The sequence below is a fragment of the Pseudorhodoferax sp. LjRoot39 genome (genome assembly GCF_964253035.1).
In the GTDB taxonomy this organism is placed as follows: Bacteria; Pseudomonadota; Gammaproteobacteria; order Burkholderiales; family Burkholderiaceae_C; genus Pseudorhodoferax.
The window spans coordinates 4,550,895-4,567,013 of record NZ_CAXUQL020000001.1 but is presented as its reverse complement, the minus strand read 5'-3'; the positions used below and the strand labels follow the sequence as shown (position 1 = coordinate 4,567,013).

The window sequence follows — 16,119 nt, the reverse complement described above, 5'->3', positions numbered from 1 at the left end:
TCAGGCCACGGCCAGGGTTCGGCCATCGCGGTTGAACAGGTGCAGCACGGCGGGATCGATCTCCACGCCGACCGTGTCGCCCTCCTCCAGCTGCGTGCGCTCGTTCTGGCGCGCGATCATGTTCACGCCGTTCACGTCCACATGGATCAGCGTGTCCGAGCCCAGCGCCTCGACCAGGTCCACGCGCCCCTGCAGGCCGGTGCGCTGGCCCGGCAGCACGCGCACGCCTTCCGGCCGCACGCCCAGGAAGCCGTCGACGGGCAGGCGGCCCTGCGTCATCTGCGCGATGCCCGGCAGCGCCTGCGCCGGCAGCATGTTCATGGACGGCATGCCGATGAACTGCGCGACGAAACGGTTGGCCGGGCGGTCGTAGAGCTCCAGTGGCGAGCCGACCTGCTCGATCAGCCCGTCCTTGAGCACCACCACCTTGTCGGCCAGCGTCATGGCCTCGACCTGGTCGTGCGTGACGTAGATCGTGGTGGCGCCCAGCGACTCGTGCAGCTTCTTGATCTCCACGCGCGTGTTGCCGCGCAGCGCGGCGTCCAGGTTGGACAGCGGCTCGTCGAACAGGAACACCTTGGGCGCCCGCACGATGGCGCGGCCGATGGCCACGCGCTGGCGCTGGCCGCCCGAGAGTTCCTTGGGCGTGCGCTGCAGGTAGTTGGACAGGTTCAGCTGCGCGGCCGCGCGCTCGACCTTGGTCTTGATCTCGGCCGGATCGACCTTGGCCAGCTTGAGCGCGAACGACATGTTGTCGTACACGCTCATGTGGGGGTACAGCGCGTAGCTCTGGAACACCATGGCCAGGTCGCGCTTGCCCGAGGGCGCATAGGTGATGTCGCGGCCGTCCAGCATGAGCTGGCCGCTGCTGATGGGCTCCAGGCCGGCGATGAGCCGCAGCAGCGTGGACTTGCCGCAGCCCGAGGGGCCGACGAAGACGATGAACTCGCCCTTCTCGATCTTGAGGTCGACGCCCTTGATGATGTGGGCGTCGCCGAAGCTCTTCTTGATGTTCTTGAGTTCCAGGTAGGACATGTGGGGCTCCGTTTACTTGACCGCACCAAAGGTGAGGCCCTGGACGAGTTGTTTCTGGCTGAACCAGCCGAAGACGACGATGGGCGCAATGGCCATCAGCGAGGCCGCTGACAGCTTGGCCCAGAACAAGCCCTCGGGGCTGGAGTAGGAGGCGATCAGCGTGGCCAGCGTGCCGGCCTTGGCCGAGGTGAGGTTGAGCGCCCAGAAGGCCTCGTTCCAGCTCAGCACCAGGCACAGCAGGCCGCAGGACGCCAGGCCGCCGACCGACAGCGGCAGCACCACCTCGCGGAACTCGGTCCACAGGTTGGCGCCGTCCATGCGCGCGGCCTCCAGGATCTCAGCCGGGATCTCCTTGTAGTTGGTGTAGAGCATCCAGACCATGATGGGCAGGTTGGACAGCGTGAACACGAGGATCAGCGCGGGCAGCGTGTCCAGCATGCCGGCGGTCTGGGCCAGCACGTAGATCGGCACCAGCGCGCCGACGGCCGGCATCATCTTGGTCGACAGCATCCACATCAGGATGTCGCGCGTCGCCTTCGTCTTGAAGAAGGCCATGGAGTACGCGGCAGGCGCGGCGATGGCCAGGCCCAGGATGGTGGAGGCCACGCTGGCGATCAGCGAGTTCCTGGCGTAGAGCAGGTAGTCGCTGCGGCTCTGCACCTCGGCGAAGTTGTGCAGCGTGGGCTCGAACACGAACAGCGGCGGCACCGCGATGGCCTGCAACTCGGTCTTGAAGGCTGTCAGGAACAGCCAGCCGAGCGGGAAGAACAGCAGCAGCGCGAGGGACCAGGCCACCACCGTGCGCAGCGCGGTGGGCCAGAAGGTGTTGGGAGGGGTGCTGGCTTGCATGCTCAGTCCAGGTTCTTGCCGATGATGCGGATCAGGAAGGCCGCCACGATGTTGGCCAGCACCACCGCGAACAGCGCGCCGGCCGAGGCCACGCCCACGTCGAAGTTGAGCAGCGACTGCTTGAAGATCATGTAGGTCAGGTTGGTGCTGGCGTTGCCTGGCCCGCCGCTGGTGGTGATCGCGATCTCGGCGAACACCGAGAGCAGGAAGATCATCTCGATCATGATGACCACGGCCATGGCCCGGCCCAGGTGCGGCAGGGTCAGGTAGAAGAAGCGCTGCACGGCAGTGGCGCCGTCCATGCGCGCGGCCTCCATCTGCTCGCGGTCCAGCGACTGCAGCGAGGTGATGAAGATCAGGCAGGCGAACGGCAGCCACTGCCAGGCCACCATGACGATGACCGAGAACAGCGGCAGGTCGGTCAGCCAGTCCACGGGTTCTGCGCCGAAGAACTTCCAGAGGTTGGCCAGGACCCCGTAGATCGGGTTCATCATCATGTGCTTCCACAGGAGCGCGTTGACCGCGGGCATGACGAAGAAGGGCGAGATCAGCAGCACGCGCACGATGCCCTGGCCCGGGAACGGATCGTTGACGAGCAACGCCAGCAGCACGCCGCCGATGAGCGTGACCGCGATCACGCTGCCGATCAGCACCAGCGTGTTGCCCACCGCCGGCCAGAAGTCCGGATCGGTGACGAAGTACTCGAAGTTCGAGAGACCGGCGAATGGGTGCTCGCCGGGCTGCATGAGGTTGTAGCTGACGAACGAGAAGTACAGCGTCATCAGCAGCGGCACGATCGACCAGAGGAGGAGCGTGACAACCGCGGGGGCCATCAAGGCCCGGGGCAACAGCCGGTTCATGGCAAGGCCTTCCTGGCGCTTACTTGTAGTAGCCCGCCTTCTTCATCTCGCGGTCTGCCAGCGTCTGCGAGGTCTTGAGCGCCTGGTCCACCGTGGAGCGGCCGGCCAGCGCCGCGCTCATCTGCTGGCCCACGCCCACGCCGATCGCCTGGAACTCGGGGATGGCCGCGTACTGCACGCCCACGTAGGGCGACTTCGGCAACGTGCTGTCGTTCGGGTTGGCCGAGTCGATCGCCTTCTTCTCCGCCGCAGCGAACACCGCGGCCTTCTGGAACTCGGGGTTGGCATAGGTGCTCTTGCGCGTGCCGGTGGGCACGGCATGCCAGCCATGCATCTTGGCCACCAGGTTGATGTAGTCCTTGGAGGTGGCCCAGCGGATGAACTTCTGCGCGGCCTCGTCCTTGGTCGAGCTGGCCGGCACGGCCAGGTTCCAGGACCACAGCCAGTTCGCGCCCTTGGGAGTGACGGCGGTCGGTGCCTGGGCGAAGGCCACCTTGTCGGCCACCTTGGACTGCTTGGGGTCGCTGATGAAGGACGCGGCGATGGTCGCATCCACCCACTGCGCGCACTTGCCTTCGTTGAACAGCGCCAGGTTCTCATTGAAGCTGTTGGCCGAGGCGCCGGGCGGGCCATACTGCTTCATGAGGTCCACGTAGAAGGTGATCGCGTCCTTCCAGGGCTTGGACTCGAGCTGCGGCTTCCAGGCCATGTCGAACCACTGGCCGCCCCAGGTGTTGACCATGGTGGTGATCAGCGCCATGTTGTCGCCCCAGCCCGGCTTGCCGCGCAGGCACATGCCGTACACGCCGGCCTTGGGGTCGTGCACCTTGGCCGCGAAGGCCTTGACCTGCTCCCAGGTCGGCTGCTCGCCGAGCTGCACGCCGGCCTTGTCGGCCAGGTCCTTGCGGTACATCAGCATGGAACTTTCGGCGTAGAACGGCGCGGCGTAGAGCTTGCCCTGGTAGGACAGGCCTTCGCGGATGGCCGGCAGCAGGTCGTCCACGTCGTAGGCGGCGTCGGTCGTGATGGGCTTGAGCCAGCCCTTCTTGGACCAGATCGGTGCCTCGTACAGGCCGATGGTCATGACGTCGAACTGGCCGCCCTTGGTGGCGATGTCGGTCGTCACGCGCTGGCGCAGCACGCCCTCCTCCAGCGTGACCCACTTAAGCTTGATGCCGGGGTTGGCCTTCTCGAACTCGGGCGTGAGCTTCTGCATCTCGATCATGTGGCCGTTGTTCACGGTGGCGATGACGAGTTCCTGGGCCTGGACGGCCAGGCCGGCCGTGGCCAGCGCGGCCATCAGGGCGGCAGTGGGGGCGGTGCGGACGAAACGCTGCATGGTGTCTCCTGTCATGGAATCGGTGTGCCGCGATTCTGGAGACTCTGCCTTGCGTGGGTTGTACCTGTTCAGCCCACCATTGATACTTTTATGCGCAATGGACCCCGGATATTCCCTTGGTTGGCAGAACTGAGCATCAGCCTGACGGCAGCGGCAGGCGTTCGGCCATGCCGCTCAGGGCCTGCAGCGCGGCAGCGGGCACGGCGACGTCGTACGGGCCCTGCACTGCGGCCTCGCGTGGGTTGATGCGCACCAGTTGCGCACCGAGGCCGCGCTGCAGTCCCTGCACGAAGTGGCGCACCGAGGGCACGGCCGTGCCGGCGCCGATCTCGACCACGACCAGCCGCGCACGCATGCGGCGCAGGCCCGCGAGCCAGTCCTGCAGCTGCGCCGCCTGCGTCTGTTCCCGCTGCGCATTCCAATCGCCGTCGCCGAACATCAGGATGTTGGGCCGCGCGAGCGCGCCGCAGTGCGGGCAGCGCGGCGGCGCGTTCAGGAGCCGGCACTGCGCGGCATCGACCTCGGGCACGAACGCATCTGCCGGCCAGATGGCGCCGCGGCAATCGTCGATGCACTGCAGACGGTGGATCGATCCATGGCACTCCAGCAGCGCGGCGGGTGCCGTGCCGGCTTGCTGGAAATGGCCGTCGACATTGCTCGTGAACACCGCCCAGCCGGCGCGCATCCGACGGCCCCAGGTGTCCAGCAACGCGAAACCCGCGTGCGGCTGCGTGGCGCGGTACAGCGCCAGCCGGTGCCCGTAGAAGCCCCAGGCCAGGGCCGGGTCGCGCCGGAAACTCGCAGGCGAGGCGGCCGTGTAGAAGTCGATGCCGGCGCGGCCGAGCGCCGGATAGGCGCGCCAGAAGCCCTCGGGGCCGCGGAAGTCCGGCAGGCCCGAATCCACCCCCATGCCGGCACCAGCAGCCACGACCAACGCGTCGGCCTGCGCGATGCAGGCGGCGGCATGGTCGAGCGGGGAATCCGACATGCGCCCGACTCTACAGAAGGCTTATCTGCACCGGGGGCGTTACACCGCTGTCACGGCGGCTGCCTACACTGGCCCCATGCAAAAAGGCATCGTCATCGCGGTCGCTGCAACGGCGGGCCGCCTGGTCCTGGAAATCGAAGGCGGCCGCTGCGCCATCCTGCAGTTCATCAAGGGCGCCCGCGTGCGCGCCGGCGACGTGCTTTCCGGCAAGTTCTTCAACGTGGGCGGCGCGCGCCTGCGGCACCTGGACGGCCAGGCCGTGGTCTGCGCGATGCTGGGGTTCCGCTCGCGCGAGACCGCGCTGCGCATGCTGGGCCAGGGCTGATCAGCGCGGCACGGCGCACACCGCCGACGCGCCCGGGATGGCCTGCTGTTCGTCTTCGTTGGCCGCAATGCCGCGCGCGTTCTTGGCGTGCGTCACGGCCATGTCGCGCGGCAGCTGCACGCCGTTCTTCACGGCCAGGATCTCGGCCATCACGCTGACCGCGATCTCGGCCGGGGTCTTGCTGCCGATGTAGATGCCGATGGGGCCGCGCAGGCGGGCCAGCGAGGCGTCGGTCTGCTCGAAGTGCTCGACCATGCGCTGGTGGCGCGCCTCGTTGTTGCGGCGCGAGCCGATGGCGCCCACATAGAAGGCCTCGGTCTCCAGCGCCTCCAGCAGTGCCAGGTCGTCGAGCTTGGGGTCGTGCGTGAGCGCGACCACGCAGCTGCGCCGGTCGGGGCGGAAGTCGCGCACCACGTCGTCGGGCATCTCGCGCAGCAGCGTGGCGCCGGCCACCGACCAGGCGCCTCGGTACTCTTCGCGCGGGTCACAGACGGTCACGGCAAAGCCCGAGAACAGCGCCATGGTGGCCAGGTACTCGGTCAGCTGGCCGGCGCCGATCAGCAGCATGCGGTACTCGGGGCCGAAGGTGTTGACGAGGCGGTCGGCGTCGACATCGAGTTCGGCCGGTGCATCGGCCTCTTCGAGCTGCACCGCGCCATCGGCCAGGCGCACCGTGCGGCGCATCAGCCGGCCGGCCTCCAGCGCCGTGACGAGTTCGGCCAGGCGCGTGGCGTCCGGGTCGTGTTCGAGCAGCAGTTCCAGCGTGCCGCCGCAGGGCAGGCCGAAGCGGTGCGCCTCGTCGGCCGTGATGCCGTATTTGACGAAAGCCGGCGGACCCGAGGGCATGTGGTGCGTGGCGTCGTCCGCTGGCGCCGTGGCGGCCGAGGCATAGGCCTGCGTGTAGCGGTAGATCAGGTCGTCCTCGATGCAGCCACCCGAGACCGAGCCGAGCACGGCACCGTCCTCGCTGAGCGCCATGATGGAGCCGACCGGGCGCGGCGACGAGCCCCAGGTGCGCACCACGGTGGCCAGCAGCGCGCGCTTGCCGGCCAAGCGCCAGTCGCGCAGGCCGCGCAGCACCATCACGTCGAGGTTTTCCATCGTGCCGTCCTTTCGCTCGGAATCAGGCTTCCTTGCCCTTGCCGGTGAGCTTGGCGAGCCAGCCGGCCTTCTTCTCTTCTTCGGCAGGCTCTTCGTCCGCCACGCCATGGCGCTTGCGCATCTCGTTGTCGAAGCGCTTGAAAAAGTCCTCCGACAGCGACTTGGCGGCGCCGTCGATGAGCCGCTGGCCCAGCTGTGCGACCTTGCCGCCGACCTGGGCCTGCACCGCGTACTGCAGTTCGCAGCCTTCATCGTTCGGCACCAGGTTGACCTTGGCCGAACCCTTGCCGAAGCCTGCCACGCCGCCCTGCCCTTCGAAGGCGATGGTGTAACTGGCGGGCGCCACGATGTCGGAGAGCAGGATCTTGCCGCCGAACTTGGCCGAGACCGGGCCGATCTTGAGCGCCATGCCGATGGCGTACTGGTTCTCGCCCGTGGCCTCGACCTTGTCGCAGCCCGGGATGCACAGCTTGAGCACCTCGGGGTCGTTCAATGCGTCCCAGGCCTGTTGCTGGGTCACGGCGAGTTGGCGGCTGCCTTGCATTTCCATGGGGGATCCTTGTGGTTGTCGTTCAATGTTTCATCAGCTGCGCGAGGCTGCGCGCCAGATCCTGCAGGCGCTCCAGATTGTGGACGGCAAGCATGGCGTGTGCCTGGCGGTGCAGCTGCGCGGCCCCACGCGCAATGGGGGCGTAGCCGCCGAAGCGCAGCAGCGGGTTCAGCCAGAGCAGCCGACGGCAGCGCCGGCGCAGCCAGGCCAGGTGCTCGGCCAGCACGGCGGGCTCGCCCGTGTCCAGTCCGTCGCTGACCAGCAGCACCAGCGTGCGGCGGCCGACCAGGCGGCGCGCGTGCTCCTGGCGCAGGGTCTGCAGGCTGGCGCCCAGCTGGGTGCCGCCAGCGAAATCGGCGATGCGCTGGCCAGCATCGGCCAGCATGTCGTCGGTGTCGGCATGGCGGAAGCTGGGCGTGAGGTCGGTCAGCCGGGTGCCGAAGGCGAATACGTCGCGCCGAGGCAGTTGCCGCGTGGCCGCGTGCAGGAAGGCCAGCAGCAGCCGCGCGTAGCGCTCCATGGAGCCCGACACGTCGACCAGCACGAGCAAGGGCAAGGGCTGGCTGCGGCGCGCGAGCTTCGGCAGGCGGATCAGCTCGCCGCCCGTGCGCGCGGCTTCGCGCCGCACCCCGGCCCAGTGCAGCCGGCCGCCGCGCGTGCCGGGCCGCAGGCGGCGCGAGGGTACCTCGGGCACGGGCAGCGCGATGTCGCGCGCGAGCCGCTCGACGAGCCGGTACTCGCTGGCGGACAAGGTGTTGAAGTCGGCCTGCTTGAGGCGCTGCAGATCGCTGGCCGTCATCGCGGCGTCGAAGTCGATCTTGTCGTCTTCCTTCTTGGGCGGCACGGCCTGGGCGAAGGCCCGCTGCGGCGCCAGCGCCTCGTTCACGCGTGGGCGCCGCTTGCTGGGCTCGGCCCGCCCTTCGCTCGTGGGCAACATCTGCGCGAGCAGCTTGTTGGCCACGTCGGGGTTGCGGAAGTAGGCGTCGAACAGTTCGCGGAACACCGTGCGGTCCTGCTCGCGGCTCAGCATCACGGCCTCCAGCGCATAGGCCAGCTCGTCGCGGCGGCCGATGTCGATGAGCTGCGCGGCCTGCTGCGCGAGCGCGATGCGGGCCGGGTCCACGCGCACGCCAGCGCGGCGCAGCGTGCGGCCGAAGCCGCCGATGTTGTCGGCCAGCTTGCCGCGGCGTGCGTCGCCCAGGAGCAATCAAGCCTCCGCAGGTTTGAGTAGCGCTGTGGCCATGTCCTGCGTCAGCGCGGCCACATCCTCGCGCTGCTTGAACAGGATGCCGGCGGTATCGGCCATCACCTCGGGATCGACGGCCAAGGTGTCCAGCGCGACCAACGCCTTGGCCCATTCCACGCTCTCGGCGATGCCGGGCGCGCGCTGGAAGGCGTCGGCGAACGGCGCGCTGCGCAGCCGGCCCACGACCTCGGCCACCTGGGCCGACAGCGCCGCGCTGGCCTGCGGCACCTGCGCCCGCACGATGGCCAGCTCGCGTTCGCGCTCGGGGTAATCGAGCCAGTGGTACAGGCAGCGGCGCTTGACGGCGTCGTTGAGCTCGCGCGTGCGGTTGCTGGTGAGGATGGTCACGGGATTCACGAGCGCGCGGATGGTGCCGATCTCGGGCACGCTGACCTGGTACTCGCCCAGGTACTCGAGCAGGAAGGCCTCGAAGGGCTCGTCGGCGCGGTCGACCTCGTCGACCAGCAGCACGGCGCCAGGGCTGGGCGTCTGCAGCGCCTGCAGCAGCGGGCGGCGGATCAGGTAGCGCGGCTGGTAGACCTCGCGCTCCAGGGTGGCCGAGTCTTCATGGCTCTCGGCCGCGCGCATGTGCAGCAACTGGGCGGCGTAATTCCATTCGTAGAGCGCTTCGCGCTGCTCCAGGCCGTCGTAGCACTGCAGGCGCAGCAGCTCGCGCTGCAGGGCCTTGGACAAGGCCTTGGCCAGCTCGGTCTTGCCCACGCCGGGTTCGCCCTCCAGCAGCAGCGGGCGCTCCAGCTTCAAGGCCAGGAACACGGCCGTGGCAAGGCGGCGGTCGGCGAAGTAGCCGGCCTCGGCCAGCGCGGCCGACAGGGCATCGATCGAAGGAAAAGGGCAACTCAAGGCACGACCTCATGCAGATGGCATGCAAGGAAAAAGGCCCCGCAAGAACGGGGCCTGGCGCACGCGGTGGAACCCTGAATTTATCCCAGGGCCTTGGCCACGGCCCGCTGCGTCTGCACGCTGACCAGGTTGGCGCGGTAGGCGGCGGAGGCGTGGATGTCGGCGTTGAGGTCGCTCGCGTCGATCTTCACGGCCGCCGCAGCTTCGGGCGTGAAGCTCTTGCTCAGCGCAGCCTCCAGGTCGGCGTGGCGGAACACGCACGTGGATGCTCCGGTCACGGCCACGCGCACACCGCTGTCGAACTGGGCGACGAACACGCCGACCAGCGCGAAGCGCGAGGCCGCCTGCTTGAACTTGAGGTAGGCCGCGCGCTTGGGGATCGGGAAGCGGATCGCGGTGATCAGCTCGCCCTCCTCCAGTGCGGTCGAGAACATGCCGGTGAAGAAATCGTCGGCGGCGATCTCGCGCTGCGTGGTGATGACCGTGGCGCCCAGGGCCAGCACGGCGCTGGGGTAGCAGGCCGAGGGATCGTTGTTGGCCACCGAGCCGCCCAGCGTGCCCATGGCACGCACCTGGCGGTCGCCGATGTGCGAGGCCAGGTCGGCCAGCGCAGGGATCGCGGCCTGCACCTCGGCGCTGTTGGCCACGGCCAGGTGCCGCGTCATGGCGCCGATGACGATGGCATCGCCCTCTTTCTTGATGCCGGCCAGGTCGGCGATGCCGCCCAGGTCGACCAGTTGGCCGGGGTCGGCCAGGCGCAGCTTCATGGAGGCCAGCAAAGTCTGGCCGCCGGCCAGGGGCCGCGCGCCTGCGGCTGCGAGCTTGGCGGCATCGGCCGCGCTGGCAGGACGTTCGATCGTGAATGCGTACATGGTGTTCTCCCTGCGTTCAGGCCTTGGCGGATTGGATGGCTTCCCAGACACGGGCCGGCGAGGCCGGCATGTCGAAGTCCTTCACGCCCAGCGGCGCCAGCGCATCCAGTACGGCGTTGATGACGGCCGGCGGCGAACCGATGGCACCGGCCTCGCCGCAGCCCTTGGTTCCGAGCGGGTTGTGCGTACACGGCGTGCAGACGGTGTCCAGCTTGAAATGCGGGAAGTCGTCGGCGCGCGGCATCGCATAGTCCATGAACGAGCCGGTCAGCAGCTGGCCGGTGTGCTCGTCGTAGACGCAGTTCTCCATCAGCGCCTGGCCGATGCCCTGCACGATGCCGCCGTGCACCTGGCCCTCCACGATCATCGGGTTGATGATGGTGCCGAAGTCGTCCACTGCGCTGAAGCGGTCCACGCGCACCACGCCCGTGGCCGGGTCGACCTCGACCTCGCAGATGTAGGTGCCGGCCGGGAAGGTGAAGTTGGTCGGGTCGTAGAAGGCGGTTTCGTTGAGGCCGGGCTCCAGCTTGTCCAGCGGGTAGTTGTGCGGCACGTAGGCCGTCAGCGCCACTTGGCCGAACGGGATCTTCTTGTCCGTGCCCTTGACCGTGAACTCGCCGTTGGCGAACTCGATGTCGGCGTCGGACGCCTCCATCAGGTGCGCGGCGATCTTCTTGGCCTTGGTCTCGATCTTGTCCAGCGCCTTCATGATGGCAGCGCCGCCAACCGAGATCGAGCGCGAGCCGTAGGTGCCCATGCCGAAGGGCACGCGGCCGGTGTCGCCATGCACCACGTCCACGTTCTCGACCGGAATGCCGAGCCGGCCGGCCACGACCTGCGCGAAGGTGGTCTCGTGGCCCTGGCCATGGCTGTGCGAGCCCGTGAACACGGTCACGCTGCCGGTCGGGTGCACGCGCACCTCGCCGCATTCGAACAGGCCGGCGCGCGCACCCAGCGCACCGGCGATGTTCGATGGCGCGATGCCGCAGGCCTCGATGTAGCTGCTGTAGCCGATGCCGCGTTTCAGGCCCTTGGCCTCGCTGGCCTGCCGCCGCGCGTCGAAGCCTGCCACGTCGGCCAGTTCCTGCGCCTTCGTCATGCACTGCATGTAGTCGCCCACGTCGTACTGCAGCGCCACGGGCGTCTGGTACGGCCACTGGGTGATGAAGTTGCGCTTGCGGATCTCGTCCTGCGACAGGCCCATGTCCCAGCCGCAGCGGCTGACCAGGCGCTCGAGCAGGTAGGTGGCCTCGGGCCGGCCCGCGCCGCGGTAGGCGTCGACCGGCGCGGTGTTGGTGAACCAGGCGTCCACCTCCACATACACCTGCGGGCAGGTGTACTGGCCGGCCAGCAGCGTGGCGTACAGGATGGTCGGCACGGCCGAAGCGAAGGTCGACAGGTAGGCGCCCATGTTGGCGTCGGTGTGCACGCGCATGGCCAGGAACTTGCCGTCCTTGTCCATCGCCATCTCGGCGTGGCTGACGTGGTCGCGCCCGTGCGCGTCCGAGAGGAAGGCCTCGCTGCGGTCGGCCGTCCACTTGATGCTGCAGTTGAGCTGCTTGGCGGCCCAGGTCAGGCACACGTCTTCGGCGTACAGGAAGATCTTGGAGCCGAATCCTCCCCCCACGTCGGGCGCGATCACGCGCACCTTGTGCTCGGGCAGACCCAGCACGAAGGCCGTCATGAGCAGCCGCTCGACGTGCGGGTTCTGGTTGGACACGTAGAGCGTGTACTCGTCCGCGCCGCGGTTGTAGCTGCCGATGGCGGCGCGCGGCTCCATCGCGTTGGGGATCAGCCGGTTGTTGGTCAGGTCCAGCTTGGTGATGTGCGCGGCGTTGGCGAACGCCGCATCGACCTGGCCCTTGTCGCCGATGGCCCACTTGTAGCAGCAGTTGTCGGGCGCGGCCTCGTGCAGCGCCGCGGCCTTGGCCGCATCGCTGACCTTGACGACGGAGGGCAGCACCTCGTAGTCGACCTCCACCGCCTCGGCCGCGTTCTTGGCCTGCTCCAGCGTGGCGGCCACCACCATGGCGACGTGGTCGCCCACGTAGCGCACCTTGCCCTGGGCCAGGATGGGGTGCGGCGGCTCCTTCATGGGCTGGCCGTCGGTCGAGGTGATGAGCCAGCCGCAGGGCAGGCCGCCCATCTTTCCTTCCACGTCCTTGCCCGTGAAGATGCGCATGACACCGGGCATGGCGGAGGCCTTGGCGGTGTCGATGGCCTTGATCACGGCGTGTGCGTGCGGCGAGCGCACGAACACGGCCTGCTGTTCCTGGGCCAGGTGGATGTCGTCGGTGTAGTTGCCCGCGCCGGTCAGGAAGCGGTAGTCCTCCTTGCGCAGGACGGCCTCGCCGATGTGCGGCAGCTTGGAAAAGTCGGAAGCGCCCATGGTGTCGCTCCTTCGCGCTCAGGCCGCAGCGGCCATGTTGGTCTTGCCCAGCACCACCGCCTTGACGATGTTCTGGTAGCCGGTGCAGCGGCAGATGTTGCCTTCCAGCAGCTCGCGGATCTCGGTCTCGTCGGCCTTGGGATGGTGGGTGCACAGGTCGACTGCGCTCATCACCATGCCGGTGGTGCAGAAGCCGCATTGCAGGCCGTGGCACTCCTTGAAGGCCGCCTGCATCGGGTGCAGCGTGCCGTCTTCCTTGGCCAGCCCTTCGATGGTGGTGATCTCGGCGCCGGCCACCTGGGCCGCCAGCACGTTGCAGGACTTCACGGCGCGGCCGTTCAGGATCACGGTGCAGGCGCCGCACTGGGCGGTGTCGCAGCCCACGTGGGTGCCGGTCAGGTGAAGGTGTTCGCGGATCGTCTGGACCAGCAGGGTGTTGGGTGGCACGTCCACCGCAACCTGCTTGCCGTTGACCGTCAGTTGTACCTGCATAGGATGTTTCTCCATCTGTGGGGTGTGGGGTCCGCACGCATTGTTCGGAGGCACCACGGTACATCACCTAGGCGAAACCCTTGGACCTGCGAGCGCCCTGAACATATTCTCAAAATGAAACAGCCGCACAATGCGCGCGCCGCCACGAAGACCATGCTGCAGCCCTCACCGCCGCCCCTGCCCGACCGCACCGAGCCGATCCGGCGCGCACGCCAACAGGTGCTGGGCGAGCGCGTGCCCGCCGTCCAGGGACTGGTGGCGCCGTGGATCGAACGCTCCTGGCAGCGCTGCCTTGCGGCAGGCCACAGGCCCGAGCAAGCGCTGGGCTTCGACGCGGTGTCGCCGGCACAGGCCCGCGCGGCGGCCGACAGCAACCGCCGCCTCGTGGCTGCGGCGCGCCCGGTGCTGGAACGCGTTGCGCAGGCGCTGGCACACACGCGCTACTTCGCGATCCTCGCGAACGCCCAGGGCGTGGTGGTCGATGCCCATGGTGCCATCGACCGCAGCGACCGGCGCGCCCTGCTGATCACGCGCACCGGCGCCGACCTGTCGGAGCAGCGCGTGGGCACCACCGCCATCGGCGCCGCGCTGTTCGAGCAGCAGCCGGTCTGGCTGCACCGGGCCGAGCACTTCTTCGCCGACACGGGCGCCTACAGCTGCGCCGGCGCGCCGCTGCGCGGGGCGGACGGGCAGCTGGCCGGCATGCTCGATCTGACCGGCATCGACGTGGCCGAGCGGCCCGAACTGCAGCACCTGGCCGCGCAGGCCGCGCGCAGCATCGACAACGCGCTGGCGCTGGCCGTGCCGCACGCGCTGGCCCTGCGCCTGAGCTGGCCCGGCGCCCTGCCCGGCGGCGACAGCGACGGGCTGCTGGGCCTGGACGCCGACGGCCTGGTGGTGGCCGCGAACCCGGCGGCGCGCGCCATGCTGGCGCTGGCGCCGCACGGCGCTGCGATGCACGCCGATGCGCTGTTCGCCATGCCACACGCCAACCTGTTCGACGCCGCGCGCTTGGGCCGGCCGTTCGACGTGCCGCTGTGGTCTGGGCTGCGCATCTGGGCGCAGGCCCACGCGGCCGACCAGCGCGCGGACTGCGCGGCGCCGCTGCCGCTCAGGACCGTCGAAGACGCCCTCATCCGCCAGGCCGTGGACGCGGCGCGCGGCAACGTGGCGCTTGCGGCGCGCCGGCTCGGCATCAGCCGCGCGACGGTCTACCGCAAGCTCGGCCAACGCTGAGCCCGCGCGCCGCAGCAGCGTCGCGGCCCCTGGGAGTTACCCGCAGAACGACAATCCCAGTCATCCAGATCTGGCCTAGTCGTCATACCATCATGCCAGTTGACCAATGGAGACGCGATGACGACAACGATTGCCCTGCTGGGTGCAGGCGGAAAAATGGGTGTACGCTTGGCGAAGAACCTGCAGGGCTCCCGCTTCGCGGTGCGCCATGTGGAGGTGGGCGAGATCGGCCGCAAGCGGCTGCTGGACGAAGCCGGCATCGACTGCGTGGACCAGGCCACGGCGCTGGACGGCGCACAGGTGGTCATCCTGGCCGTGCCCGACACGCTGATCGGCAAGATCGCCCACGCCATTGCGCCGCAGTTGGCGCCCGGCACCATGGTGATGCTGCTCGACGCTGCCGCCCCGTTCGCCGGCCACCTGCCCGAGCGGGCCGACCTCGTCTACTTCGTGGCCCACCCCTGTCACCCACCGATCTTCAGCGCCGAGCTGCGCAAGGATGGCGTGCCCGATTTCTTCGGCGGCGGCCACGCGCCGCAGTCCGTTGTCAGCGCGCTGATGCAGGGCACGCCGGCCGATTTCGACCTGGGCGAAGAGATCGCCAAGACCATCTATGCGCCCATCCTGCGCTCATACCGCGTGACGGTGGAGCAGATGGCGCTGCTGGAGCCCGGCCTCTCGGAAACCGTCTGCGCCACGCTCCTGGACGTGATGCGCGAGGCCATGGACGAGGTCGTCGGCCGCGGCGTGCCGGCCGATGCGGCACGCGACTTCCTGCTCGGCCACATGACCATCCTCTCGGCGGTGATCTTCAAGGAGATCCCGGGCCAGTTCTCGGACGCCTGCAACAAGGCCATCACCTTCGGCAAGCCACGGCTGATGCGCGAGGACTGGAAGGGCGTGTTCGAGCGCGACGAGATCGCCGAGAGCATCCGGCGCATCACCTGATCGCCACCGTTCACAACGAAAAAAGGAGACACCGCATGCCCCGCAGCGCCCTCACGCACACCCTCGCCCGCACCGGCATCGCTGCCGCCCTGGCCCTGCTGGCCATCGGCGCCCAGGCCCAGACCGTGCTCAAGATCGGCTACACGCCCGCCAAGGACTCGCATTACTGGGTCGGCGCCACCGCCTTCTGCACCGAGGTCGAGAAGAACACCCAGAACCGTTTCAAGTGCCAGCAGTTCCCGAGCTCCGCGCTGGGCGGGGAACGCGAGCAGATCGAGGCCGTGCAGCTGGGCACGCAGGACGCGGTGATCACGTCCACCGGCCCGGTCGGCAACTTCGTCCCGGAGGTCAAGATCGTCGACATCCCGTTCCTGTTCCGCGACTACGACCACGCGCGCAAGGTCTTCGACGGCCCCATCGGCCAGGACCTGCTGACCAAGTTCCCGCCCAAAGGCCTGGTCGCGCTGGTCTGGACCGAGAACGGCTTTCGCCACATCACCAACAGCCGCCGGCCCATCGCCCGCCCCGACGACACCAAGGGCCTGAAGGTGCGCACGATGGAGAACAAGGTGCACATGGACGGCTACCGCACCTTCGGCATGCTGCCCACGCCGATGGCCTTCCCCGAGGTCTTCACGGCGCTGCAGCAGGGCACGGTGGACGGGCAGGAGAACCCGATCCCGGTCATCACCAGCTCCAAGTTCTCGCAGGTGCAAAAGCACCTGTCGCTGACCGGGCATGTCTACTCGCCCGCCCTGCTGCTGCTGTCCAACGCGGTCTGGAGCAAGCTGTCGGAGGCGGACAAGCGCGTCTTCCTCGATGCCGCCAAGACCAGTGCCGCGGCGCAGCGCAAGAAGGTCGACGAGGACGATGCCAATGGCGTGGCCTTGCTGGAGAGCCAAGGCATGCAGGTGGTGCGCACCGTCGACAAGGCCGCGTTCCAGGAGGCGCTGAAACCGGCCTACGTGGCGTATGCCAAGGAGTTCGGCGCGGACAACATCAAGAAGATCCAGGACGTGAAGTAAGCG

At 68.5% G+C, this 16,119-nt stretch carries 16 protein-coding genes; 4 read left to right on the top strand and 12 right to left on the bottom strand.

Annotation, left to right across the window (positions count from 1 at the left end; all coding sequences use genetic code 11):
- The 5 genes from ACSQ4M_RS21185 to ACSQ4M_RS21165 form a co-directional block, all read right to left on the bottom strand.
- Positions 1–1,035 carry an ABC transporter ATP-binding protein gene (locus ACSQ4M_RS21185; RefSeq protein ID WP_436191393.1) on the bottom strand — a complete coding sequence of 345 codons (1,035 nt, stop codon included), beginning with the start codon at positions 1,033–1,035 and terminating at the stop codon, positions 1–3.
- Between the two features lie 12 nt (positions 1,036–1,047).
- Positions 1,048–1,884: a carbohydrate ABC transporter permease gene (locus ACSQ4M_RS21180; RefSeq protein ID WP_436191392.1), complete on the bottom strand. Its 837-nt coding sequence runs from the start codon at positions 1,882–1,884 to the stop codon at positions 1,048–1,050.
- Positions 1,885–1,886: 2 nt separating this feature from the next.
- Positions 1,887–2,744 carry a carbohydrate ABC transporter permease gene (locus ACSQ4M_RS21175; protein WP_436191391.1) on the bottom strand — a complete coding sequence of 286 codons (858 nt, stop codon included), beginning with the start codon at positions 2,742–2,744 and terminating at the stop codon, positions 1,887–1,889.
- Positions 2,745–2,763: 19 nt separating this feature from the next.
- Positions 2,764–4,083 carry an ABC transporter substrate-binding protein gene (locus ACSQ4M_RS21170; protein ID WP_436191390.1) on the bottom strand — a complete coding sequence of 440 codons (1,320 nt, stop codon included), beginning with the start codon at positions 4,081–4,083 and terminating at the stop codon, positions 2,764–2,766.
- A gap of 136 nt (positions 4,084–4,219) precedes the next feature.
- Positions 4,220–5,071: an SIR2 family NAD-dependent protein deacylase gene (locus ACSQ4M_RS21165; RefSeq protein WP_436191389.1), complete on the bottom strand. Its 852-nt coding sequence runs from the start codon at positions 5,069–5,071 to the stop codon at positions 4,220–4,222.
- A gap of 76 nt (positions 5,072–5,147) precedes the next feature.
- On the opposite strand from ACSQ4M_RS21165, the gene ACSQ4M_RS21160 reads away from it, so the two are divergent.
- A complete protein-coding gene (locus tag ACSQ4M_RS21160; RefSeq protein ID WP_436191388.1) occupies positions 5,148–5,396 on the top strand; it encodes a hypothetical protein in 249 nt (82 codons plus the stop codon).
- On the opposite strand, the gene ACSQ4M_RS21155 is transcribed toward ACSQ4M_RS21160, so the two are convergent.
- The 7 genes from ACSQ4M_RS21155 to ACSQ4M_RS21125 form a co-directional block, all read right to left on the bottom strand.
- A complete protein-coding gene (locus ACSQ4M_RS21155) occupies positions 5,397–6,497 on the bottom strand; it encodes an XdhC family protein (RefSeq protein WP_436191387.1) in 1,101 nt (366 codons plus the stop codon).
- 22 nt (positions 6,498–6,519) lie between these two features.
- Positions 6,520–7,047 carry a CoxG family protein gene (locus ACSQ4M_RS21150; protein WP_436191386.1) on the bottom strand — a complete coding sequence of 176 codons (528 nt, stop codon included), beginning with the start codon at positions 7,045–7,047 and terminating at the stop codon, positions 6,520–6,522.
- Positions 7,048–7,069: 22 nt separating this feature from the next.
- A complete protein-coding gene (locus tag ACSQ4M_RS21145; protein WP_436191385.1) occupies positions 7,070–8,254 on the bottom strand; it encodes a vWA domain-containing protein in 1,185 nt (394 codons plus the stop codon).
- Positions 8,255–9,154 carry an AAA family ATPase gene (locus tag ACSQ4M_RS21140; protein WP_436191384.1) on the bottom strand — a complete coding sequence of 300 codons (900 nt, stop codon included), beginning with the start codon at positions 9,152–9,154 and terminating at the stop codon, positions 8,255–8,257.
- 80 nt (positions 9,155–9,234) lie between these two features.
- Positions 9,235–10,026: an FAD binding domain-containing protein gene (locus tag ACSQ4M_RS21135; protein WP_436191383.1), complete on the bottom strand. Its 792-nt coding sequence runs from the start codon at positions 10,024–10,026 to the stop codon at positions 9,235–9,237.
- A gap of 16 nt (positions 10,027–10,042) precedes the next feature.
- Positions 10,043–12,415 carry a xanthine dehydrogenase family protein molybdopterin-binding subunit gene (locus ACSQ4M_RS21130; RefSeq protein WP_436191382.1) on the bottom strand — a complete coding sequence of 791 codons (2,373 nt, stop codon included), beginning with the start codon at positions 12,413–12,415 and terminating at the stop codon, positions 10,043–10,045.
- Positions 12,416–12,433: 18 nt separating this feature from the next.
- The gene (locus ACSQ4M_RS21125; protein ID WP_436191381.1) at positions 12,434–12,907 is read right to left on the bottom strand and encodes a (2Fe-2S)-binding protein; all 474 of its coding nucleotides are present in this window, start codon (positions 12,905–12,907) and stop codon (positions 12,434–12,436) included.
- A gap of 114 nt (positions 12,908–13,021) precedes the next feature.
- Here ACSQ4M_RS21125 and ACSQ4M_RS21120 point away from each other — a divergent pair, with 114 nt between their 5' ends.
- The 3 genes from ACSQ4M_RS21120 to ACSQ4M_RS21110 all read left to right on the top strand — a co-directional run bounded on the left by ACSQ4M_RS21120 (position 13,022) and on the right by ACSQ4M_RS21110 (position 16,116).
- A complete protein-coding gene (locus ACSQ4M_RS21120) occupies positions 13,022–14,143 on the top strand; it encodes a helix-turn-helix domain-containing protein (RefSeq protein ID WP_436191380.1) in 1,122 nt (373 codons plus the stop codon).
- A gap of 117 nt (positions 14,144–14,260) precedes the next feature.
- Positions 14,261–15,091, top strand: a complete 831-nt coding sequence (locus ACSQ4M_RS21115; RefSeq protein ID WP_436191379.1) for a phosphogluconate dehydrogenase C-terminal domain-containing protein — start codon at positions 14,261–14,263, stop codon at positions 15,089–15,091.
- Positions 15,092–15,126: 35 nt separating this feature from the next.
- Positions 15,127–16,116, top strand: a complete 990-nt coding sequence (locus ACSQ4M_RS21110) for a TRAP transporter substrate-binding protein (RefSeq protein WP_436191378.1) — start codon at positions 15,127–15,129, stop codon at positions 16,114–16,116.
- Positions 16,117–16,119: the final 3 nt, after the last annotated feature.

Excerpts from the sequence above, each read along its gene's own strand:
- ACSQ4M_RS21185 (WP_436191393.1), bottom strand. The coding sequence starts at position 1,035 with ATGTCCTACCTGGAACTCAAGAACATCAAGAAGAGCTTCGGCGACGCC.
- ACSQ4M_RS21115 (WP_436191379.1), top strand. The coding sequence starts at position 14,261 with ATGACGACAACGATTGCCCTGCTGGGTGCAGGCGGAAAAATGGGTGTA.
- ACSQ4M_RS21155 (WP_436191387.1), bottom strand. The coding sequence starts at position 6,497 with ATGGAAAACCTCGACGTGATGGTGCTGCGCGGCCTGCGCGACTGGCGC.
- ACSQ4M_RS21160 (WP_436191388.1), top strand. The coding sequence starts at position 5,148 with ATGCAAAAAGGCATCGTCATCGCGGTCGCTGCAACGGCGGGCCGCCTG.
- ACSQ4M_RS21170 (WP_436191390.1), bottom strand. The coding sequence starts at position 4,083 with ATGCAGCGTTTCGTCCGCACCGCCCCCACTGCCGCCCTGATGGCCGCG.
- ACSQ4M_RS21150 (WP_436191386.1), bottom strand. The coding sequence starts at position 7,047 with ATGGAAATGCAAGGCAGCCGCCAACTCGCCGTGACCCAGCAACAGGCC.
- ACSQ4M_RS21165 (WP_436191389.1), bottom strand. The coding sequence starts at position 5,071 with ATGTCGGATTCCCCGCTCGACCATGCCGCCGCCTGCATCGCGCAGGCC.
- ACSQ4M_RS21180 (WP_436191392.1), bottom strand. The coding sequence starts at position 1,884 with ATGCAAGCCAGCACCCCTCCCAACACCTTCTGGCCCACCGCGCTGCGC.
- ACSQ4M_RS21110 (WP_436191378.1), top strand. The coding sequence starts at position 15,127 with ATGCCCCGCAGCGCCCTCACGCACACCCTCGCCCGCACCGGCATCGCT.
- ACSQ4M_RS21120 (WP_436191380.1), top strand. The coding sequence starts at position 13,022 with ATGAAACAGCCGCACAATGCGCGCGCCGCCACGAAGACCATGCTGCAG.
- ACSQ4M_RS21135 (WP_436191383.1), bottom strand. The coding sequence starts at position 10,026 with ATGTACGCATTCACGATCGAACGTCCTGCCAGCGCGGCCGATGCCGCC.
- ACSQ4M_RS21175 (WP_436191391.1), bottom strand. The coding sequence starts at position 2,744 with ATGAACCGGCTGTTGCCCCGGGCCTTGATGGCCCCCGCGGTTGTCACG.
- ACSQ4M_RS21130 (WP_436191382.1), bottom strand. The coding sequence starts at position 12,415 with ATGGGCGCTTCCGACTTTTCCAAGCTGCCGCACATCGGCGAGGCCGTC.
- ACSQ4M_RS21125 (WP_436191381.1), bottom strand. The coding sequence starts at position 12,907 with ATGCAGGTACAACTGACGGTCAACGGCAAGCAGGTTGCGGTGGACGTG.